Source organism: Enterobacter cloacae complex sp. HYC033_NIDB, from assembly GCF_056673335.1.
The window spans coordinates 1,190,043-1,209,091 of the sequence record NZ_CP115123.1; the positions used below are offsets into that span (position 1 = coordinate 1,190,043).

Sequence of the window (19,049 nt, forward strand, 5' to 3'; positions counted from 1 at the left end):
GAGAAATATTTGCCGCTAGTATAGTGTTCAAATCGCTGGATCACACCGGGATCGTCAATGGATTGTGGATAAGTCTGTGTGTAAAAAGGTATAAGGCGGGGTTTTGCTGGGGAATACAGCAGTCAGTCATTTTTTTGCAACTTTTCTGTTGCGGTCGCTCGGGAACTCCCTATAATGCGCCTCCATCGACACGGCGGATGTGAATCACTTCACAGATAACCCGGTCGGCTGAAGAGAAAAAATCCTGAAATAACGGGTTGACTCTGAAAGAGGAAAGCGTAATATACGCCACCTCGCGACAGAGCGCTGAAGCGCGTCGCAACTGCTCTTTAACAATTTATCAGACAATCTGTGTGGGCACTCAAAGTGACATGGATTCTTAATGTCCTCGGACACTAAATGAATACCAAGTCTCAACGAGTGAACACGTAATTCATTACGAAGTTTAATTCATTGAGCATCAAACTTTTAAATTGAAGAGTTTGATCATGGCTCAGATTGAACGCTGGCGGCAGGCCTAACACATGCAAGTCGAACGGTAACAGGAAGCAGCTTGCTGCTTCGCTGACGAGTGGCGGACGGGTGAGTAATGTCTGGGAAACTGCCTGATGGAGGGGGATAACTACTGGAAACGGTAGCTAATACCGCATAACGTCGCAAGACCAAAGAGGGGGACCTTCGGGCCTCTTGCCATCGGATGTGCCCAGATGGGATTAGCTAGTAGGTGGGGTAACGGCTCACCTAGGCGACGATCCCTAGCTGGTCTGAGAGGATGACCAGCCACACTGGAACTGAGACACGGTCCAGACTCCTACGGGAGGCAGCAGTGGGGAATATTGCACAATGGGCGCAAGCCTGATGCAGCCATGCCGCGTGTATGAAGAAGGCCTTCGGGTTGTAAAGTACTTTCAGCGGGGAGGAAGGCGATAAGGTTAATAACCTTGTCGATTGACGTTACCCGCAGAAGAAGCACCGGCTAACTCCGTGCCAGCAGCCGCGGTAATACGGAGGGTGCAAGCGTTAATCGGAATTACTGGGCGTAAAGCGCACGCAGGCGGTCTGTCAAGTCGGATGTGAAATCCCCGGGCTCAACCTGGGAACTGCATTCGAAACTGGCAGGCTAGAGTCTTGTAGAGGGGGGTAGAATTCCAGGTGTAGCGGTGAAATGCGTAGAGATCTGGAGGAATACCGGTGGCGAAGGCGGCCCCCTGGACAAAGACTGACGCTCAGGTGCGAAAGCGTGGGGAGCAAACAGGATTAGATACCCTGGTAGTCCACGCCGTAAACGATGTCGACTTGGAGGTTGTGCCCTTGAGGCGTGGCTTCCGGAGCTAACGCGTTAAGTCGACCGCCTGGGGAGTACGGCCGCAAGGTTAAAACTCAAATGAATTGACGGGGGCCCGCACAAGCGGTGGAGCATGTGGTTTAATTCGATGCAACGCGAAGAACCTTACCTACTCTTGACATCCAGAGAACTTTCCAGAGATGGATTGGTGCCTTCGGGAACTCTGAGACAGGTGCTGCATGGCTGTCGTCAGCTCGTGTTGTGAAATGTTGGGTTAAGTCCCGCAACGAGCGCAACCCTTATCCTTTGTTGCCAGCGGTCCGGCCGGGAACTCAAAGGAGACTGCCAGTGATAAACTGGAGGAAGGTGGGGATGACGTCAAGTCATCATGGCCCTTACGAGTAGGGCTACACACGTGCTACAATGGCGCATACAAAGAGAAGCGACCTCGCGAGAGCAAGCGGACCTCATAAAGTGCGTCGTAGTCCGGATTGGAGTCTGCAACTCGACTCCATGAAGTCGGAATCGCTAGTAATCGTGGATCAGAATGCCACGGTGAATACGTTCCCGGGCCTTGTACACACCGCCCGTCACACCATGGGAGTGGGTTGCAAAAGAAGTAGGTAGCTTAACCTTCGGGAGGGCGCTTACCACTTTGTGATTCATGACTGGGGTGAAGTCGTAACAAGGTAACCGTAGGGGAACCTGCGGTTGGATCACCTCCTTACCTTAAAGAACCTGCCTTTGTAGTGTCCACACAGATTGTCTGATGAAAAGTAAATAGCAAGGCGTCTTGCGATTGAGACTGTACGTCCCCTTCGTCTAGAGGCCCAGGACACCGCCCTTTCACGGCGGTAACAGGGGTTCGAATCCCCTAGGGGACGCCACTTGCTGGTTCGTGAGTGAAAGTCACCTGCCGTCATATCTCAAAACTGACTTGCGAGTCATGTTTGAGATATTTGCTCTTTAAAAATCTGGATCAAGCTGAAAATTGAAACGACACACAGCTCATGTGTGTTCGAGTCTCTCAAATTTTCGCAAGTCGATGGTGAATCGAAAGAAACATCTTCGGGTTGTGAGGTTAAGCGACTAAGCGTACACGGTGGATGCCCTGGCAGTCAGAGGCGATGAAGGACGTGCTAATCTGCGAAAAGCGCCGGCGAGGTGATATGAACCCTTGACCCGGCGATGTCCGAATGGGGAAACCCAGTGCAATCCGTTGCACTATCGTTAACTGAATACATAGGTTAACGAGGCGAACCGGGGGAACTGAAACATCTAAGTACCCCGAGGAAAAGAAATCAACCGAGATTCCCCCAGTAGCGGCGAGCGAACGGGGAGCAGCCCGGAGTCTGAATCAGCTTGTGTGTTAGTGGAACGGTCTGGAAAGTCCGACGGTACAGGGTGATAGTCCCGTACACGAAAGCACACTTGCTGTGAACTCGAAGAGTAGGGCGGGACACGTGGTATCCTGTCTGAATATGGGGGGACCATCCTCCAAGGCTAAATACTCCTGACTGACCGATAGTGAACCAGTACCGTGAGGGAAAGGCGAAAAGAACCCCGGCGAGGGGAGTGAAAAAGAACCTGAAACCGTGTACGTACAAGCAGTGGGAGCCTCTTTATGGGGTGACTGCGTACCTTTTGTATAATGGGTCAGCGACTTATATTCTGTAGCAAGGTTAACCGTATAGGGGAGCCGAAGGGAAACCGAGTCTTAACTGGGCGTTAAGTTGCAGGGTATAGACCCGAAACCCGGTGATCTAGCCATGGGCAGGTTGAAGGTTGGGTAACACTAACTGGAGGACCGAACCGACTAATGTTGAAAAATTAGCGGATGACCTGTGGCTGGGGGTGAAAGGCCAATCAAACCGGGAGATAGCTGGTTCTCCCCGAAAGCTATTTAGGTAGCGCCTCGTGAACTCATCTTCGGGGGTAGAGCACTGTTTCGGCTAGGGGGCCATCCCGGCTTACCAACCCGATGCAAACTACGAATACCGAAGAATGTTATCACGGGAGACACACGGCGGGTGCTAACGTCCGTCGTGAAGAGGGAAACAACCCAGACCGCCAGCTAAGGTCCCAAAGTCATGGTTAAGTGGGAAACGATGTGGGAAGGCACAGACAGCCAGGATGTTGGCTTAGAAGCAGCCATCATTTAAAGAAAGCGTAATAGCTCACTGGTCGAGTCGGCCTGCGCGGAAGATGTAACGGGGCTAAACCATGCACCGAAGCTGCGGCAGCGACGCTTATGCGTTGTTGGGTAGGGGAGCGTTCTGTAAGCCGTTGAAGGTGTGCTGTGAGGCATGCTGGAGGTATCAGAAGTGCGAATGCTGACATAAGTAACGATAAAGCGGGTGAAAAGCCCGCTCGCCGGAAGACCAAGGGTTCCTGTCCAACGTTAATCGGGGCAGGGTGAGTCGACCCCTAAGGCGAGGCCGAAAGGCGTAGTCGATGGGAAACAGGTTAATATTCCTGTACTTGGTGTTACTGCGAAGGGGGGACGGAGAAGGCTATGTCAGCCGGGCGACGGTTGTCCCGGTTTAAGCATGTAGGCGGAGGTTCCAGGTAAATCCGGTACCTTATTAACGCTGAGGTGTGATGACGAGGCACTACGGTGCTGAAGTGATAAATGCCCTGCTTCCAGGAAAAGCCTCTAAGCATCAGGTAACACGAAATCGTACCCCAAACCGACACAGGTGGTCAGGTAGAGAATACCAAGGCGCTTGAGAGAACTCGGGTGAAGGAACTAGGCAAAATGGTGCCGTAACTTCGGGAGAAGGCACGCTGATGTGTAGGTGAAGTCCCTGCGGACGGAGCTGAAATCAGTCGAAGATACCAGCTGGCTGCAACTGTTTATTAAAAACACAGCACTGTGCAAACACGAAAGTGGACGTATACGGTGTGACGCCTGCCCGGTGCCGGAAGGTTAATTGATGGGGTTAGCGGCAACGCGAAGCTCTTGATCGAAGCCCCGGTAAACGGCGGCCGTAACTATAACGGTCCTAAGGTAGCGAAATTCCTTGTCGGGTAAGTTCCGACCTGCACGAATGGCGTAATGATGGCCAGGCTGTCTCCACCCGAGACTCAGTGAAATTGAACTCGCTGTGAAGATGCAGTGTACCCGCGGCAAGACGGAAAGACCCCGTGAACCTTTACTATAGCTTGACACTGAACACTGGTCCTTGATGTGTAGGATAGGTGGGAGGCTTTGAAGCGTGGACGCCAGTCTGCGTGGAGCCAACCTTGAAATACCACCCTTTAATGGCTGGTGTTCTAACGTGGACCCGTAATCCGGGTTGCGGACAGTGTCTGGTGGGTAGTTTGACTGGGGCGGTCTCCTCCCAAAGAGTAACGGAGGAGCACGAAGGTTGGCTAATCCTGGTCGGACATCAGGAGGTTAGTGCAATGGCATAAGCCAGCTTGACTGCGAGCGTGACGGCGCGAGCAGGTGCGAAAGCAGGTCATAGTGATCCGGTGGTTCTGAATGGAAGGGCCATCGCTCAACGGATAAAAGGTACTCCGGGGATAACAGGCTGATACCGCCCAAGAGTTCATATCGACGGCGGTGTTTGGCACCTCGATGTCGGCTCATCACATCCTGGGGCTGAAGTAGGTCCCAAGGGTATGGCTGTTCGCCATTTAAAGTGGTACGCGAGCTGGGTTTAGAACGTCGTGAGACAGTTCGGTCCCTATCTGCCGTGGGCGCTGGAGAATTGAGGGGGGCTGCTCCTAGTACGAGAGGACCGGAGTGGACGCATCACTGGTGTTCGGGTTGTCATGCCAATGGCACTGCCCGGTAGCTAAATGCGGAAGAGATAAGTGCTGAAAGCATCTAAGCACGAAACTTGCCCCGAGATGAGTTCTCCCTGAGACTTTAAGTCTCCTGAAGGAACGTTGAAGACGACGACGTTGATAGGTCGGGTGTGTAAGCGCAGCGATGCGTTGAGCTAACCGATACTAATGAACCGTGAGGCTTAACCTTACAACGCCGAAGCTGTTTTGGCGAAGAGACAGAAGATTTTCAGCCTGATACAGATTAACAGAATTTGCCTGGCGGCTTTAGCGCGGTGGTCCCACCTGACCCCATGCCGAACTCAGAAGTGAAACGCCGTAGCGCCGATGGTAGTGTGGGGTCTCCCCATGTGAGAGTAGGGAACTGCCAGGCATCAAACAAGTGAAGAGGCCATCCGGAAGGATGGCCTTTTTGCGTTTGTTTGTTGAAAAACGGCAGGCCGGGTAAGGCGAAGCCGTCACCCGGCAACTCAGAGCGTACTATCCCTGACAAACATTCAAACGAAGCAATTGCCGCTGATGGAAACGCCCAAGGATCAGCACCGTCGTTAACGCACCAAGCAGCGCGCAAAACATATCTGACTGGGTATCCCATGGATCGCCCTGCGTCCCCAGAAAATCATCCGCACCCTGTCCCATTGCCAAAGCTGCCCACCACTCAATGAGTTCATAGGTGGCGCTAATGGCCAGAGCAACACAGCACACCAGAAATCCCGTCATCTTATGTCCACGAACATACCCACCGCGCAGCAGAATTTCTCGCGCTGCCAGTGCGGGAACCAGCCCCTGGAAGAAGTGACCGAGCTTGTCATACGGATTTCGGCTAAGCCCGAGCATCTCCTGAACCTCAAAACCAACCGGAACCTTTGCATAGGTGTACATACCACCAACCATCAGAATGATGGCGTGGAAGAAAATCAAGGTATAGAGAAGGGGAGTCAGGGGGTATCGCCGGTGCGTGGCAAGCAGAAGTGGGATGATGATAATGACGGGCGTCACCTCCATCAGCCAGGTGATGCGATCGCTCGTGAACAGGCCGGTATAAAACAGGATCAACAGCAGGAGCAGTGACCCGACTTTTAAAGCAGATAAGGTCATATCATTTTCATTGTCAGGGGAAAAAATCACTATTACCTGACAGAAGGGAAAATTCAATGCGTAGCGGATACAGAAAAGCAAAAACCCAGCCGTAGGCTGGGTTCTTTAAATAGTGGTGCCCGGACTCGGAATCGAACCAAGGACACGGGGATTTTCAATCCCCTGCTCTACCGACTGAGCTATCCGGGCAACGGAGCGCATTAAACCGCAATCGCGCGCGATCGTCAACATTATTTCGGGAAAAGCTGTTCAACTGCTTAAGTTTGCGGCAATCTGTCCGTTTGTGCCCTGGAATTGCACAAATCTTCCAGACAGTTCAGGCAAGATGTGACAATGCTGACGGTAAGAGGAGGGCAGTATGGCAAACGACTGGCTTGAGCTGCGTCAGCATGCAGAAACAGGTATTGAGACAATTAAGGCGCATTTCGAAGGACATGCCTTTGATCCCCACTGGCATGATAGCTATCTGGTCGGAATAACCCTTTCCGGCACCCAGCAGTTCCACTGTCGCCGTGAACGCCACCGTAGCCAGCCGGGCGATGCTTTTTTACTTGAGCCCGGGGAGATCCATGACGGTGATGCGCCGATAGAGGGGGGCTTTACTTATCTGACCTTTTATCTGGATGAACACTGGCTCACCCGTACGCTTCAAGGGCTGTACGACTCTACTCCCGGGAGCTACACCCTCCACTTTGCCCAAACGCTGACGCGAGAGCCTCAGTTGGTGCGCGCTATCGGTGATACATTTGCCTCGTTGCATAACGATGAGATGAAGATCGTCCAACAGAGCACAATGGATAACCTGCTCTCTCAGATCACTGCCCACTGCCACTGGCGTAAGAAACTCCCGTTGCAGTTACAAAGCTCCGCCGTGGCGCATCGTGCCCGCGACTATCTCTATGCGCATATCGGCGAGAACGTGGGGCTGTCAGACCTTGCCCGTGAGACGGGTACAGATCGCTTTACGCTCACCCGCTGTTTTAAGCGCGAATTTCACCTGGCACCGCACGCCTGGCTTATCCAGCTGCGCCTGGCAAAGGCCCGACAGATGCTGGCGTGTGGGGAACTGCCTGTTGATGTTGCGGCGGCAGTGGGTTTTGCCGATCAAAGCCATCTTGGTCGCTGGTTCCAGCGGGCATACCGTATTTCTCCGGCACACTACCGTCGGTTGTGCACAAACCTTCCAGACGTTTCCAGAAAATAACGGCACATTCGTGGCTCTAATAAAAAAGGAGTCACCTGTGAATTTATTACCCTTCCTGCTGTTTGCATTTGTCGCCTCGATTACACCGGGGCCAACCAATATTCTGGTACTGGCTAACAGTCAGCACTTTGGCGTAAAAAATACGGTTCCTGCGATCCTGGGCGGGTGTATTGCCGCCAGCGCTATTGTTCTGGTTTCAGGCGCAGGGGCAGGAGAAGTGTTACGTCAATATCCGCTGATACGTCAGTTAATGAGCTGGGCGGGCGTGCTGTGGCTTTCCTGGATGAGCTGGCAGCTGTTTAGCGCCCCGGCCGCGAATCTCTCCTCCAGACTCCATGTCCGCTTTACCGCGCGGGCGGCGGCGTTATTACAGGTTGTAAACCCAAAAACGTGGATGATGGCGCTGGCAGTTGTCAGCCTGTTTGCTCCGGCAAGCGACCATGCATTTCGGGATATTGCGCTGATGGCGCTATGGTTTCTGGCGATCTCCGTGGTCTGTTTGTTGTGCTGGGCGTGGCTGGGGAAGGCGGTGAACCGGATTTTCCGCACCACCGTGGCGATGGTGCGATTTCAGCGCGCGATGGCGCTGTGTTTGTTTATTTCCGCCTGGACGGGAATGCTGGCTTAGGTCAGAGCACCACCCATACGACACTGCGCGAACCGCAAAATATCTTCCGCCAGACGGTGCGCCGTATCCACATCCGCCTGGCTACGGTTCACCAACATGCGGCTCAGGCAACCTTCCAGCACCAGCTCCATCTGCTTCGCGACCATTGCCGGATCATCCACTTCAAGTGTGGTCAGCAGCTCGTGTGTGAACTCGTGCGCGGCACGTTTTTGCTGATCTGCCAGTTGATGGATGGGGTGTCCGGGATCCGGATAGTAGGTGCAGGCGGCGATAAACAGACAGCCTGGGTAACGGTTGTTGGTTACACACTCCGTCAGTGCGGTATAGCGCGCCAGCAGCTTTTGCTCGGTGGTCAGCTCTTCATTCAGCATCAGCTGCCTGCGCCAGATATCCACCTGCTGGCTGAGATAGCGCAGGGCATCGTACAGCAGCGCCTCTTTATCCGGCCAGAAGCGCTTAAGTTCATCCAGAGGGTAATCGATACGGTCGGCGACCATCTCAAGCGTGGTGCTGGCGATCCCTTGAATCTCAAGCAATTGCAGGGCTTGTCCCAGTACGTCTTCGCGTTGCACGGTTATCTCCTCCGCTATTCCCAACGGTTTGTCCCGTCTAAAGTGTTGTTTACGGTTGGCGATTGCGCAAATGCGCGTTGAATGTCGTCGCGTCCATAAACCCGGTTACACGCTGCGTCGGCTGTTCTTCCCCCTGTTCATTGAAGAACAGGATGGTAGGCAGCCCGAGCACATTAAGTTGCTTCAGTAGAGCCTTATCCTGCGCGCTGTTGGCGGTAACGTTCGCCTGGAGCAGAACGGTATCGCTCAGCGCATGTTGTACCAGCGGATCGCTGAAGGTGTATTTTTCAAACTCTTTGCAGGCCACGCACCAGTCGGCGTAGAGATCGAGCATGACCGGTTTGCCTTTCGCCTGCGCCAGGGCGCGGTTAAGGTCATCCACGTTCTTAATCTGTATAAAATTCAGATGAGCCTGCGTTTGACCTGCCGGGGTGCCAAACGCCCAGTCCTGTAGTGGACGGACGCTCACCAGCGCGGCCGCCAGCAGAAGGATCTGTAGCAGGCGCATCCACGGTTTCTTCGCCCCCAGACTCACGATAAACGCCCAACTGAAGAAGGCCACGCCGAGCATCGCCCACAGACGTGTACCCCACACATCACCAATGATGCGCTCCAGCAGGAATACCGGTAGCGCCAGAATGACAAAACCAAACGCGGTTTTCACCGTCTCCATCCACGGTCCGCTCTTCGGCAGCAGACGATTGCCAAACACCGTCACCAGGATCAGCGGCAGGCCCATGCCGAGCGCGTAGAGGTACAGCGTGCCGCCGCCGAGCCACAGGTTGCCGCTCTGAGCAATGTATAACAGGATGGCGCTCAACGGCGCGGTGGTGCAGGGGGAGCAAATCAGCCCGGCGATGGCACCCATGGCGAACACGCCGCCCGCAGAGCCACCCTGCTGACGGTTGCTCATTAGCGTCAGACGGGTTTGCAGGGAAGAGGGCAGTTGCAGGGTGAACAGGCCAAACATCGACAGCGCCAGCAGAATAAACACCGCTGACAGACCGATAAGCACATAAGGGTGCTGAAGGGCGGCCTGGAACTGCAATCCGGCAGCAGCGACCACGAGGCCGAGCGCCGTATAGGTTAACGCCATGCCCTGCACATAGATAAAGGCCAGCAACAGCGCGCGGGTAGTGGAAAGGCGTTGTTTACCGCCCAGCACGATGCCAGAGATAAGCGGGTACATGGGCAGTACGCAGGGCGTAAAGGCGATGCCGATACCAATCAATAACGCCCAAAGCGCTGAGAACGGAAGGTCTGAAGCGGCTTTGCCTTCACCCCTCTCCCCTGAGGGGAGAGGGGAGGCCGCCGCTTTCACTTCGCTAAGCGGAACGACCTTTGTTTCAGGGGGATAGCAGAAGCCCGCATCGGCGCAGCCCTGATACGTCACCGTCAGGGTAGCGCCTTTATCCGCCTGATTCACCGTGACGGGCACGCTTAAGCGCTGACGATAAATTTCACTCTTACCGTAGAACTCGTCCTCGTGCCACTCGCCAGCGGGCATCTGCAATGCGCCGACGTTCGCCTTTGCCGGCGTGATGCTGACCTGCTTGCGATAGAGGTAGTAACCCTCTTTCACCTGCCAGGTGAGACTGAGATCGTGCTGGTTTTGCTGAAAGTCGAAAACGAACGCCTGGTCGGCAGGAATAAAGTTCGAACGGCCGGGTGCGTCAAACAATCCGGCAAAAGCTGACGTGCTGCACAGCAGCAGGATCAGCGTAATGAAGCGTTGAGCCATGAGAGATAATCGTTATCGCCGTGGACCACTGGCAGAACCAGCAGCTCCGGGGTTTGGTATGGATGATGAGACTTGAGGCAGTCGAGGAGCGCCTGCTGGTTTGTCAGGTTGGTTTTGAGCAACATCTGGACTTCGTACTCTTGCTCCAGCTTACCTTCCCAGTAATAAAGGGAGGTGGCGCCGGGAAGAAGTGTGACACAGGCAGCCAGTTTTTCGGCCAACACTTTGGCGGCCAGATCCTGGGCAGAAGCTTCATCAGGGGCGGTGCACAGTACAACAACAGCATCAGGCGTGTTCACAAGTCGACCTCCTCATCACGAAAGTCTTCACTATATCACGCAAGGCGGTTGGTCATTAATGAAACGGGCCGCAGAGCGGCCCGATTTTAACTATTTTTACAACGGCTAATCGTTTACAGCACAATGCCGCCGATGATAAAGCCGAGGATCACGCAGAGCGTAATCGCCACCACGCCCGGGATCAGGAACGCGTGGTTAAACACGTATTTACCAATACGGGTTGAGCCGGTGTCATCCATCTCAACCGCGGCCAGCAGGGTTGGGTAGGTGGGCAGAACGAACAGGGCGGAAACCGCTGCAAAAGAGGCAATCGCCGTCAGCGGCGTCACGCCCAGCATTAGTGCCGCAGGCATCAGCGCTTTGGTGGTCGCAGCCTGGGAGTACAGCAACGTCGCGGCAAAGAACAGCACTACCGCCAGCAGCCACGGATAGTTGTGCAGCAGGTCGCCTGCAACGGTCTGGATATCGCTGATGTGCGCTTTCACAAAGGTATCACCGAGCCACGCCACGCCCAGCACGCACACGCAGGCGCTCATGCCGGATTTGAAGGTGCTGGCGTTCAGCACTTCGCTGGTGTCGATTTTACAGGTGATGCTGATCAGCGTCGCGATGGTCAGCATAAATACCACAATGGCTTCGTTACGCGGCAGAACCGGGTTCTGGATCAGACCTACCGTATCGCTGATGGCGGTCGCGTAGAACATCACGGCGACGATACCAATCAGGAACAGCAGCACGGAGCGTTTTGCATGCGGCTTCAGCTCGAAGACCTGGCTACCGCGCAGGCTCACTTCACCTTTTGCCAGACGCTCCTGGTAAACCGGATCGTCTTTCAGCTCGGCACCGAGGAAGTTACACAGTACGGCAGTGATCATTACCGCGATCAGCGTGACCGGAATACAGATTGCCAGCAGCGTCAGGTAACTTACGCCCATCGGCTCAAGGATACCCGCGAAGAAGACCACCGCCGCGGAAATAGGCGAGGCGGTAATCGCAATCTGGGAGGCGACCACGGCAATAGAAAGAGGGCGAGACGGGCGAATACCCTGCTCTTTCGCCACTTCGGTGATTACCGGCAGCGTGGAGAAAGCGGTATGGCCGGTACCGGCGAGAATGGTCATAAACCAGGTCACCAGTGGGGCAAGGAAGGTGATGTATTTCGGATGGCGACGCAGCATTCGCTCCGCCAGGCTCACCAGGTAGTCCATACCGCCTGCGACCTGCATAGCCGCGATAGCAGCAATAACCGCCATGATGATTTCGATAACGTCAAAAGGGATTGCGCCGGGTTTAATCTGAAAGATCAGGGTAAGTACAAGCACCCCGAGACCGCCGGCAAAACCGATGCCGATACCCCCGAGTCGTGCGCCCAAATAAATCGCCAACAGGACGATGACGAGTTCTGCTCCAAACATAAAGACCTGCCTTGCTCATTAACAAGTTGATATTGAATTGTTGTGTTTTGGTAACGCCCATAAAGAAAAAAGGCACGTCACAAGTGACGTGCCTTTCGGAAGCTTAGCCTGAACGGTTACTGTTCGCTTTCATCGGTATATCGTTTCGCTTTATATGCCGGGTGCATCAGGTTCTGGGCGGAGAAGATATCGTCCAGTTCGGCTTCGGTCAACAATCCTCGCTCGAGAACCACCTCACGCACGCTCTTACCGGTTTCGGCACAAATCTTCCCGACGATATCGCCGTTGTGGTGGCCGATGAACGGGTTGAGGTAGGTGACGATGCCGATGGAGTTATAGACGTAGCCTTCACACACTTCTTTATTCGCGGTGATGCCGTTGATGCATTTTTCCAGCAGGTTGTAGCAGGCGTTGGTCAGAATATGGATAGATTCAAACATCGCCTGGCCAATCACCGGCTCCATCACGTTCAACTGGAGCTGACCGGCTTCGGATGCCATGGTGACGGTCGTATCGTTACCAATAACCTTGAAGCAAACCTGGTTCACCACCTCTGGCACCACCGGGTTCACTTTAGCTGGCATGATGGATGAACCCGCCTGCAACTCTGGCAGGTTGATTTCATTCAGGCCAGCGCGCGGACCGGAGGAGAGCAGGCGCAGGTCGTTACAGATTTTGGACAGTTTCACCGCCAGACGTTTCAGTGCGCTGTGCACCATCACGTAGGCGCCGCAGTCTGAGGTAGCTTCAATCAGGTCTTCCGCAGGCACAACCGGCAAGTTGGACACTTCAGCCAGCTTCTGTACCGCCAGCTGCTGATAGCCATCTGGCGTGTTCAGGCGTGTACCGATGGCGGTTGCGCCCAGGTTCACTTCCAGCAGCAGTTCGGACGTGCGCAGCAGGTTTTTGGTCTCTTCATTCAGCAGCACGTTAAACGCGTGGAATTCCTGTCCGAGGGTCATTGGCACCGCGTCCTGCAACTGGGTACGGCCCATTTTCAGGATGTCCTGGAACTCAACGGCTTTACGCTGGAAGCCATCGCCCAGCTGATTAATCGCGTCGACCAGTTTGACGATAGAGGCATACACCGCGATGCGGAAGCCGGTTGGGTAGGCGTCGTTGGTGGACTGACATTTGTTAACGTGGTCGTTCGGGTTCAGGTACTGGTATTCACCTTTCTGATGACCCATCAGCTCCAGGCCGATGTTTGCCAGCACTTCGTTGGTGTTCATGTTGACGGAGGTGCCCGCGCCGCCCTGATAGACGTCAACCGGGAACTGATCCATGCATTTGCCGTTGTTCAGCACCTCATCGCACGCGGCGATAATCGCATTTGCAGCGCTTTTAGGAATGGTTTGCAGCTCTTTGTTCGCCAGAGCCGCGGCTTTTTTTACCATCACCATACCACGCACAAATTCAGGGATGTCGCTGATTTTGCTGTTGCTGATGTAGAAGTTTTCAATCGCTCTCAGAGTGTGAACACCATAGTAGGCATCCGCTGGAACTTCCCTGGTACCCAACAAATCTTCTTCGATACGAATGTTGTTTAACATGTGAACCTTCTTTTCAAGCTGCCGATGGATTGTACTAAACACACAGTATATATGTGGTTTTGAATATTTTATGACCGACGATTATTCCCTCAATCGGCCAGATGTTCGAGATCATATGCTGATGATAGCGAATTGCCGTAAGCTGGATCACTTATTATCGACCCGATTTCATGATAATTATTAATCTGTGAAATATGTCACCGCTTTAATATTTCCAGAAAAAATATCCGTGCAAACCGATTGAAATTTGGCTAACCGTCACCATCTCTTATCTACGCGCTTCGCGAACACATTCAGTCAGGGGCCAGAAGGCACCTGCCATACAGGAGATGCCAGTGCGCTGGATACCATTTATTGCTTTCTTTCTTTATGTTTACATTGAAATTTCGATTTTCATCCAGGTTGCCCATGTGCTGGGCGTCCTGCTGACGCTGATTCTGGTGATCTTCACCTCCGTCATCGGCATGTCGCTGGTGCGCAATCAGGGTTTCAAAAATTTCCTGTTAATGCAGCAGAAGATGGCCGCAGGCGAAAGCCCGGCCGCCGAGATGATCAAAAGCGTGTCGCTGATTATCGCTGGTTTGCTGCTGATCCTGCCGGGCTTCTTTACCGACTTCCTCGGCCTGCTGTTGCTGTTGCCGCCGGTGCAGAAGCACCTGACCATGAAGCTGCTGCCGCATCTACGTTTTAGCCGTATGCCAGGCGGTGGTTTCAGCACCGGCCCGGGGGATACCTTTGAAGGGGAATACCAGCGTAAGGATGAGCAGCGCGACAGGTTAGATCATAAAGACGATCGGTGAGTTTGTGGCCCGGTGGCGCTCGCTCACCGGGCCTGCGGATCTTGCCGCTTCGGTAAAAACACCCACAGCCCCGCCAGCATGACGATGGCGTACACACTCTTCCATCCCACCATCGCCAGCAGCATCAGGCACAGGACACACCCGACAGCCGCCAGCGCCTTAAAGCGACCTTTCAGCAGCCGACAGCCCGCCAGCATGCACAGCAGGTAGATCATGATGAAAATACCGTTGGCGTAGACAATCAGCGCGTCAAGGTTGATGTCGAGGAGATAAATGGCCAGGGAACTCACCACGCAGCAGCCCAGTACGGTATTCAGCGCATTCACCGGAAGCTGACGCTTTGACAGGCGTGAGAGGGGGCTATCCGGTTTATAAAGTGCCTGAGACCACACCAGCCGGGCGAAGCTCTGAATATAGATGTTGAGGCTGGCAAAGCAGGCGAGATAGCCAATCACGCAGGCTACCCACAGGGCTTTAACGCCAAACAGCTGCACCACGATGCCCGGCAGTGACGCGGCGGCGGCTTTCTCTTCACCGAATGCGTTAAAGTGCAGCACCAGTACGGTACAGGCCCAGTACACGGTACCCGCCAGCAGCAGGCCAATCATCAGGGCGCGGGGAAAATCACGCTCGGGCTGTTTAAACTCGGATGCCAGATGAGCGAACGCCTCCAGACCGACGAAACACCAGAACATGACGGATAGTGCAGCGAAAAGCTGTGCGTGGTCGATGTCGTTAATCGCGGGGAAAGGAATATCCGCCACGGTAATGTCACCCGCAAACCAGATGGCGACGATCAGCGCGACAATTAACACGGCGACCAGCGTTTGCAGATTGGCGCTGGAACTGGCCCCGCGCGAGCCTACCCACCAGACAATCGCCAGCGTACCGAGTTCAGCCAGCAGCAGCTGTTCATCGTGCCAGCCAAACAGCGCCTGTCCGAAGCCGGTTGCGATATGCAGGGCTGCCGGAAGGCCAACGGGTATTACCGACAAAAATAGCCAGCCGGTGACGCGCTCCATCCGCGGCCCAAACGCCATGCCGACAAAATGCGCTACGCCGCCCGCGCTCGGGAAGTGCCGCCCGAGTATGGCAAAGACAATCGCCACCGGAAACACCAGCACGATCAGCACCGGCCATGCCCAAAGACTGTTATTGCCGGCAACCAGCGCCGCCAGCGCGGGAACCGCAAATACTCCCGTGCCTAATAAAGACGTTGAGAGTAAGCCAATGCCCTGCGCCAGCCCCAACTCCTGCCTGAGTCCACTCATTTACCTCGTCCCGCCACCATCAAAAGAGAGTGGATGGTAACACTTTCGCAAATTTTTTTTCGATTACCCCTTGAAGGGGTAAAAAGCTATCCCCATCTCTCAGGGCACTAGCCGGAAAACCGCATGCGGACCGGCGTCATCCATAACTGATAATGACTTTCTCAAAGGAGAGCTATCAATGAGTATTCGTCCGTTACATGATCGTGTGATCGTCAAACGTAAAGAAGTTGAAACCAAGTCTGCGGGCGGCATCGTTCTGACCGGTTCAGCAGCAGCAAAATCAACGCGTGGCGAAATCATCGCTGTCGGTAAGGGCCGCATCCTGGAAAACGGAACTGTGCAGCCACTGGACGTTAAAGTTGGTGACATCGTCATTTTCAACGATGGCTACGGCGTGAAATCCGAGAAGATCGACAATGAAGAAGTGTTGATCATGTCCGAGAGCGACATTCTGGCAATTGTTGAAGCGTAATTAACGCACGAAAACTGTACGAATTTGAGGAAATAAGAACATGGCAGCTAAAGACGTAAAATTCGGTAACGACGCTCGTGTAAAAATGCTCCGCGGCGTAAACGTACTGGCAGACGCAGTGAAAGTCACTCTGGGCCCGAAAGGCCGTAACGTAGTACTGGACAAATCCTTCGGCGCGCCAACCATCACCAAAGATGGTGTTTCTGTTGCACGTGAAATCGAGCTGGAAGACAAGTTCGAAAACATGGGCGCACAGATGGTGAAAGAAGTTGCCTCTAAAGCGAACGACGCTGCCGGTGACGGTACCACCACCGCGACCGTACTGGCGCAGGCGATCATCACCGAAGGCCTGAAAGCCGTTGCTGCGGGCATGAACCCAATGGATCTGAAACGTGGTATCGACAAAGCTGTCGCTTCCGCTGTTGAAGAACTGAAAGCGCTGTCCGTACCGTGCTCTGACTCTAAAGCCATTGCTCAGGTTGGTACTATCTCCGCTAACTCCGACGAAACCGTAGGTAAACTGATCGCCGAAGCGATGGATAAAGTCGGTAAAGAAGGCGTGATCACCGTTGAAGACGGTACTGGTCTGGAAGATGAACTGGACGTGGTTGAAGGTATGCAGTTCGATCGCGGTTACCTGTCTCCATACTTCATCAACAAGCCAGAAACTGGCGCTGTTGAGCTGGAAAGCCCGTTCATCCTGCTGGCTGACAAGAAAATCTCCAACATCCGCGAAATGCTGCCAGTGCTGGAAGCCGTTGCGAAAGCAGGCAAGCCGCTGGTAATCATTGCTGAAGACGTTGAAGGCGAAGCGCTGGCGACTCTGGTGGTTAACACCATGCGCGGCATCGTGAAAGTGGCTGCGGTTAAAGCACCTGGCTTCGGCGATCGTCGTAAAGCGATGCTTCAGGATATCGCTACCCTGACTGGCGGTACCGTGATCTCCGAAGAGATCGGTATGGAGCTGGAAAAAGCGACCCTGGAAGACCTGGGCCAGGCGAAACGCGTTGTAATCAACAAAGACACCACCACCATCATCGACGGTGTGGGTGAAGAAGCTGCTATTCAGGGCCGTGTTGGTCAGATCCGTAAGCAGATCGAAGAAGCAACTTCCGATTATGACCGTGAAAAACTCCAGGAGCGCGTAGCGAAACTGGCAGGCGGCGTAGCGGTAATCAAAGTCGGTGCGGCTACCGAAGTTGAAATGAAAGAGAAGAAAGCACGCGTTGACGACGCCCTGCACGCGACCCGTGCTGCGGTAGAAGAAGGCGTGGTTGCTGGTGGTGGTGTCGCGCTGGTGCGTGTAGCCGCTAAACTGGCTGGCCTGACTGCTCAGAACGAAGACCAGAACGTGGGTATCAAAGTTGCGCTGCGCGCGATGGAAGCTCCTCTGCGTCAGATCGTGTCCAACGCCGGTGAAGAGCCGTCTGTGGTTGCGAACAACGTGAAAGCGGGTGAAGGTAACTACGGTTACAACGCGGCAACTGAAGAATACGGCAACATGATCGACTTCGGTATCCTGGATCCAACTAAAGTGACCCGTTCTGCTCTGCAATACGCGGCATCTGTAGCGGGTCTGATGATCACGACCGAGTGCATGGTGACCGACCTGCCTAAAGGCGACGCGCCTGACTTAGGTGCTGCTGGTGGTATGGGCGGCATGGGTGGCATGGGCGGCATGATGTAATCATGTTGTTCTGAACCTCTCAGAACGAACCCCGGGCAGCAATGCCCGGGGTTTTTTATTGTCTTCTACTCGAAGGTGCCTTTCACGCACACAACGCCTCCACGCACCATCTGGCGGCCTTTCGCCCAGACCTCACGGATCTTAAGATCATCGGTCAGCACAAGGACGTCGGCATCGCATCCGGGCGCGATCCACCCTTTATGCTCCAGGCCGAGAAACTCCGCCACGTTACGCGTAAACGGCAGAAGCGCCTCCTCCAGCGGCAGGTGATACCGGCCGACCAGCTGCTGTAGCGTCTCAAGCAGGGACTCAAATCCCGCCACCCCAATGCCAACAAGATTACCGTTTGCATCAAAATTCGGCTGGCTGCCGTTGCCATCCGAGCTGAGCGTGAGGCGGTTAAACGGCACCTGCGCTTCACGGGCCGTCGCAATAGCGGTGGCGGCATCAACAGGCTCGCTGATGCTGGTGGTGATGTCGATGTACCCCCCTTCGCGGGCATAGTCCAGTGCGGCGTGGAACAGTGCCTGGGCGCGGTTGACGTGAGTTGGCAGCAGCTTCGTGCGGGGCACGTCGGCGTTATTCAGGATGTTAAGCAGCGGCTCCAGCAGTTTCGGGCTGTTGCCGAGGTGAAACACGGATATCCCCGCTTTGGCGCCCAGCAGCCCGCCGACTCGCGACTGGGCGGCTATATTCGCGAGCTGGTCATCTGCCGGCGCGGAAGAGCGATGGTCGGAAATCGCGCATTTCACGCCAATGATTTTATCAATCAGCGCCACATCCTTTTCGATACTGCCGGTAATCGTCGGAGAAGGCAGGCCATACGCGCCTGTCAGCATCCACGTGCTGATCCCTTCATGCTCAAGCGCCCGCGTTTTCGCCAGCAGCGGCTCGGGATGGCGGGTCACGCCGTCGGTGCCCAGCAGGCCAACAACGGAGGTGATGCCAGCCGCCACCAGCGCAGACAATCGCACCTCTGGCGTCCGGGTGTGGGGACCGGCTTCACCGCCGCCGCCAATCAGGTGTACATGCTGATCGATAAACCCCGGACAAACCACCGCTCCGGCGAGATCGCTTTCAGGACAGTCTGGCCTCGTTGTGGCGTGGCCCGCTTTTTCGACTGCGACGATTTTTCCTCCGGCAATCAGCAGATCGCAATGCCCAAGATCCTCGGGAGCGTAAAGCTGCGCATTGCGGAAAAGGTGCGGTTCCAGCACTGAAAAATCCAT

General features: G+C 54.6%; 13 protein-coding genes, 2 tRNA genes and 3 rRNA genes. 9 read left to right on the forward strand and 9 right to left on the reverse strand.

Features of this window, described 5'->3' with window-relative positions:
- The first annotated feature begins 470 nt into the window (after nt 1–470).
- From O1721_RS05635 to rrf, 4 genes are all read left to right on the forward strand, one after another.
- A 16S ribosomal RNA gene (locus O1721_RS05635) occupies nt 471–2,012 on the forward strand.
- A gap of 84 nt (nt 2,013–2,096) precedes the next feature.
- Nucleotides 2,097–2,172, forward strand: a tRNA-Glu gene (locus O1721_RS05640).
- A gap of 192 nt (nt 2,173–2,364) precedes the next feature.
- Nucleotides 2,365–5,270, forward strand: a 23S ribosomal RNA gene (locus tag O1721_RS05645).
- A 67-nt stretch (nt 5,271–5,337) separates the two neighbouring features.
- A 5S ribosomal RNA gene (gene rrf, locus O1721_RS05650) occupies nt 5,338–5,453 on the forward strand.
- Together the 16S, 23S and 5S rRNA genes with 1 tRNA gene alongside form the textbook arrangement of a ribosomal RNA operon.
- Nucleotides 5,454–5,560: 107 nt before the next feature.
- Here the strand turns inward: rrf and O1721_RS05655 are convergent.
- Both O1721_RS05655 and O1721_RS05660 read right to left on the reverse strand, forming a co-directional pair.
- A complete protein-coding gene (locus tag O1721_RS05655) occupies nt 5,561–6,178 on the reverse strand; it encodes a DUF2238 domain-containing protein (protein WP_015572442.1) in 618 nt (205 codons plus the stop codon).
- Between the two features lie 113 nt (nt 6,179–6,291).
- Nucleotides 6,292–6,367: transfer RNA gene (locus tag O1721_RS05660), tRNA-Phe, on the reverse strand.
- A 169-nt stretch (nt 6,368–6,536) separates the two neighbouring features.
- Between O1721_RS05660 and O1721_RS05665 the strand changes: the two genes are divergently transcribed.
- Nucleotides 6,537–7,382, forward strand: a complete 846-nt coding sequence (locus O1721_RS05665; protein ID WP_017383974.1) for an AraC family transcriptional regulator — start codon at nt 6,537–6,539, stop codon at nt 7,380–7,382.
- A 37-nt stretch (nt 7,383–7,419) separates the two neighbouring features.
- Nucleotides 7,420–8,010 carry a LysE family translocator gene (locus tag O1721_RS05670; RefSeq protein ID WP_032646951.1) on the forward strand — a complete coding sequence of 197 codons (591 nt, stop codon included), beginning with the start codon at nt 7,420–7,422 and terminating at the stop codon, nt 8,008–8,010.
- Here the strand turns inward: O1721_RS05670 and O1721_RS05675 are convergent.
- From O1721_RS05675 to aspA, 5 genes are all read right to left on the reverse strand, one after another.
- On the reverse strand, nt 8,007–8,582 hold the full coding sequence (locus tag O1721_RS05675; protein WP_017383972.1) for a transcriptional regulator: 576 nt from the start codon (nt 8,580–8,582) through the stop codon (nt 8,007–8,009). The two genes, O1721_RS05670 and O1721_RS05675, sit on opposite strands and share 4 nt — an antisense overlap.
- 49 nt (nt 8,583–8,631) lie before the next feature.
- Nucleotides 8,632–10,323, reverse strand: a complete 1,692-nt coding sequence (locus O1721_RS05680) for a protein-disulfide reductase DsbD (RefSeq protein WP_017694687.1) — start codon at nt 10,321–10,323, stop codon at nt 8,632–8,634.
- The gene (gene cutA / locus O1721_RS05685) at nt 10,299–10,622 is read right to left on the reverse strand and encodes a divalent cation tolerance protein CutA (protein ID WP_003855908.1); all 324 of its coding nucleotides are present in this window, start codon (nt 10,620–10,622) and stop codon (nt 10,299–10,301) included. Before cutA ends, O1721_RS05680 begins: the two co-directional genes overlap by 25 nt.
- Before the next feature lie 113 nt (nt 10,623–10,735).
- Complete coding sequence (locus O1721_RS05690; protein ID WP_003855921.1) at nt 10,736–12,037, reverse strand: anaerobic C4-dicarboxylate transporter; 1,302 nt, start codon at nt 12,035–12,037, stop codon at nt 10,736–10,738.
- A 116-nt stretch (nt 12,038–12,153) separates the two neighbouring features.
- Nucleotides 12,154–13,590 (reverse strand): aspartate ammonia-lyase, encoded by a 1,437-nt coding sequence (aspA, locus tag O1721_RS05695; RefSeq protein ID WP_015572444.1) that lies wholly within the window; start codon nt 13,588–13,590, stop codon nt 12,154–12,156.
- Nucleotides 13,591–13,925: 335 nt separating this feature from the next.
- Here aspA and O1721_RS05700 point away from each other — a divergent pair, with 335 nt between their 5' ends.
- A complete protein-coding gene (locus tag O1721_RS05700; RefSeq protein ID WP_003855925.1) occupies nt 13,926–14,390 on the forward strand; it encodes an FxsA family protein in 465 nt (154 codons plus the stop codon).
- Between the two features lie 23 nt (nt 14,391–14,413).
- On the opposite strand, the gene yjeH is transcribed toward O1721_RS05700, so the two are convergent.
- On the reverse strand, nt 14,414–15,661 hold the full coding sequence (gene yjeH, locus O1721_RS05705) for an L-methionine/branched-chain amino acid transporter (RefSeq protein ID WP_032646955.1): 1,248 nt from the start codon (nt 15,659–15,661) through the stop codon (nt 14,414–14,416).
- 178 nt (nt 15,662–15,839) lie between these two features.
- Between yjeH and O1721_RS05710 the strand changes: the two genes are divergently transcribed.
- Both O1721_RS05710 and groL read left to right on the forward strand, forming a co-directional pair.
- Entirely contained in the window at nt 15,840–16,133 is a 294-nt protein-coding gene (locus tag O1721_RS05710; protein WP_003855929.1) for a co-chaperone GroES, read from the forward strand.
- A 40-nt stretch (nt 16,134–16,173) separates the two neighbouring features.
- Nucleotides 16,174–17,820, forward strand: a complete 1,647-nt coding sequence (groL, locus tag O1721_RS05715) for a chaperonin GroEL (RefSeq protein WP_015572446.1) — start codon at nt 16,174–16,176, stop codon at nt 17,818–17,820.
- A gap of 65 nt (nt 17,821–17,885) precedes the next feature.
- Here groL and iadA read toward each other — a convergent pair whose 3' ends face one another.
- Entirely contained in the window at nt 17,886–19,049 is a 1,164-nt protein-coding gene (iadA, locus tag O1721_RS05720) for a beta-aspartyl-peptidase (protein ID WP_032646958.1), read from the reverse strand.

What these genes read in the sequence shown, in the direction of transcription:
- O1721_RS05665 (WP_017383974.1), top strand. Translation starts at nt 6,537, where the DNA reads ATGGCAAACGACTGGCTTGAGCTGCGTCAGCATGCAGAAACAGGTATT.
- O1721_RS05690 (WP_003855921.1), bottom strand. Translation starts at nt 12,037, where the DNA reads ATGTTTGGAGCAGAACTCGTCATCGTCCTGTTGGCGATTTATTTGGGC.
- iadA (WP_032646958.1), bottom strand. Translation starts at nt 19,049, where the DNA reads ATGGATTTTTCAGTGCTGGAACCGCACCTTTTCCGCAATGCGCAGCTT.
- yjeH (WP_032646955.1), bottom strand. Translation starts at nt 15,661, where the DNA reads ATGAGTGGACTCAGGCAGGAGTTGGGGCTGGCGCAGGGCATTGGCTTA.
- O1721_RS05710 (WP_003855929.1), top strand. Translation starts at nt 15,840, where the DNA reads ATGAGTATTCGTCCGTTACATGATCGTGTGATCGTCAAACGTAAAGAA.
- aspA (WP_015572444.1), bottom strand. Translation starts at nt 13,590, where the DNA reads ATGTTAAACAACATTCGTATCGAAGAAGATTTGTTGGGTACCAGGGAA.
- O1721_RS05680 (WP_017694687.1), bottom strand. Translation starts at nt 10,323, where the DNA reads ATGGCTCAACGCTTCATTACGCTGATCCTGCTGCTGTGCAGCACGTCA.
- groL (WP_015572446.1), top strand. Translation starts at nt 16,174, where the DNA reads ATGGCAGCTAAAGACGTAAAATTCGGTAACGACGCTCGTGTAAAAATG.
- O1721_RS05655 (WP_015572442.1), bottom strand. Translation starts at nt 6,178, where the DNA reads ATGACCTTATCTGCTTTAAAAGTCGGGTCACTGCTCCTGCTGTTGATC.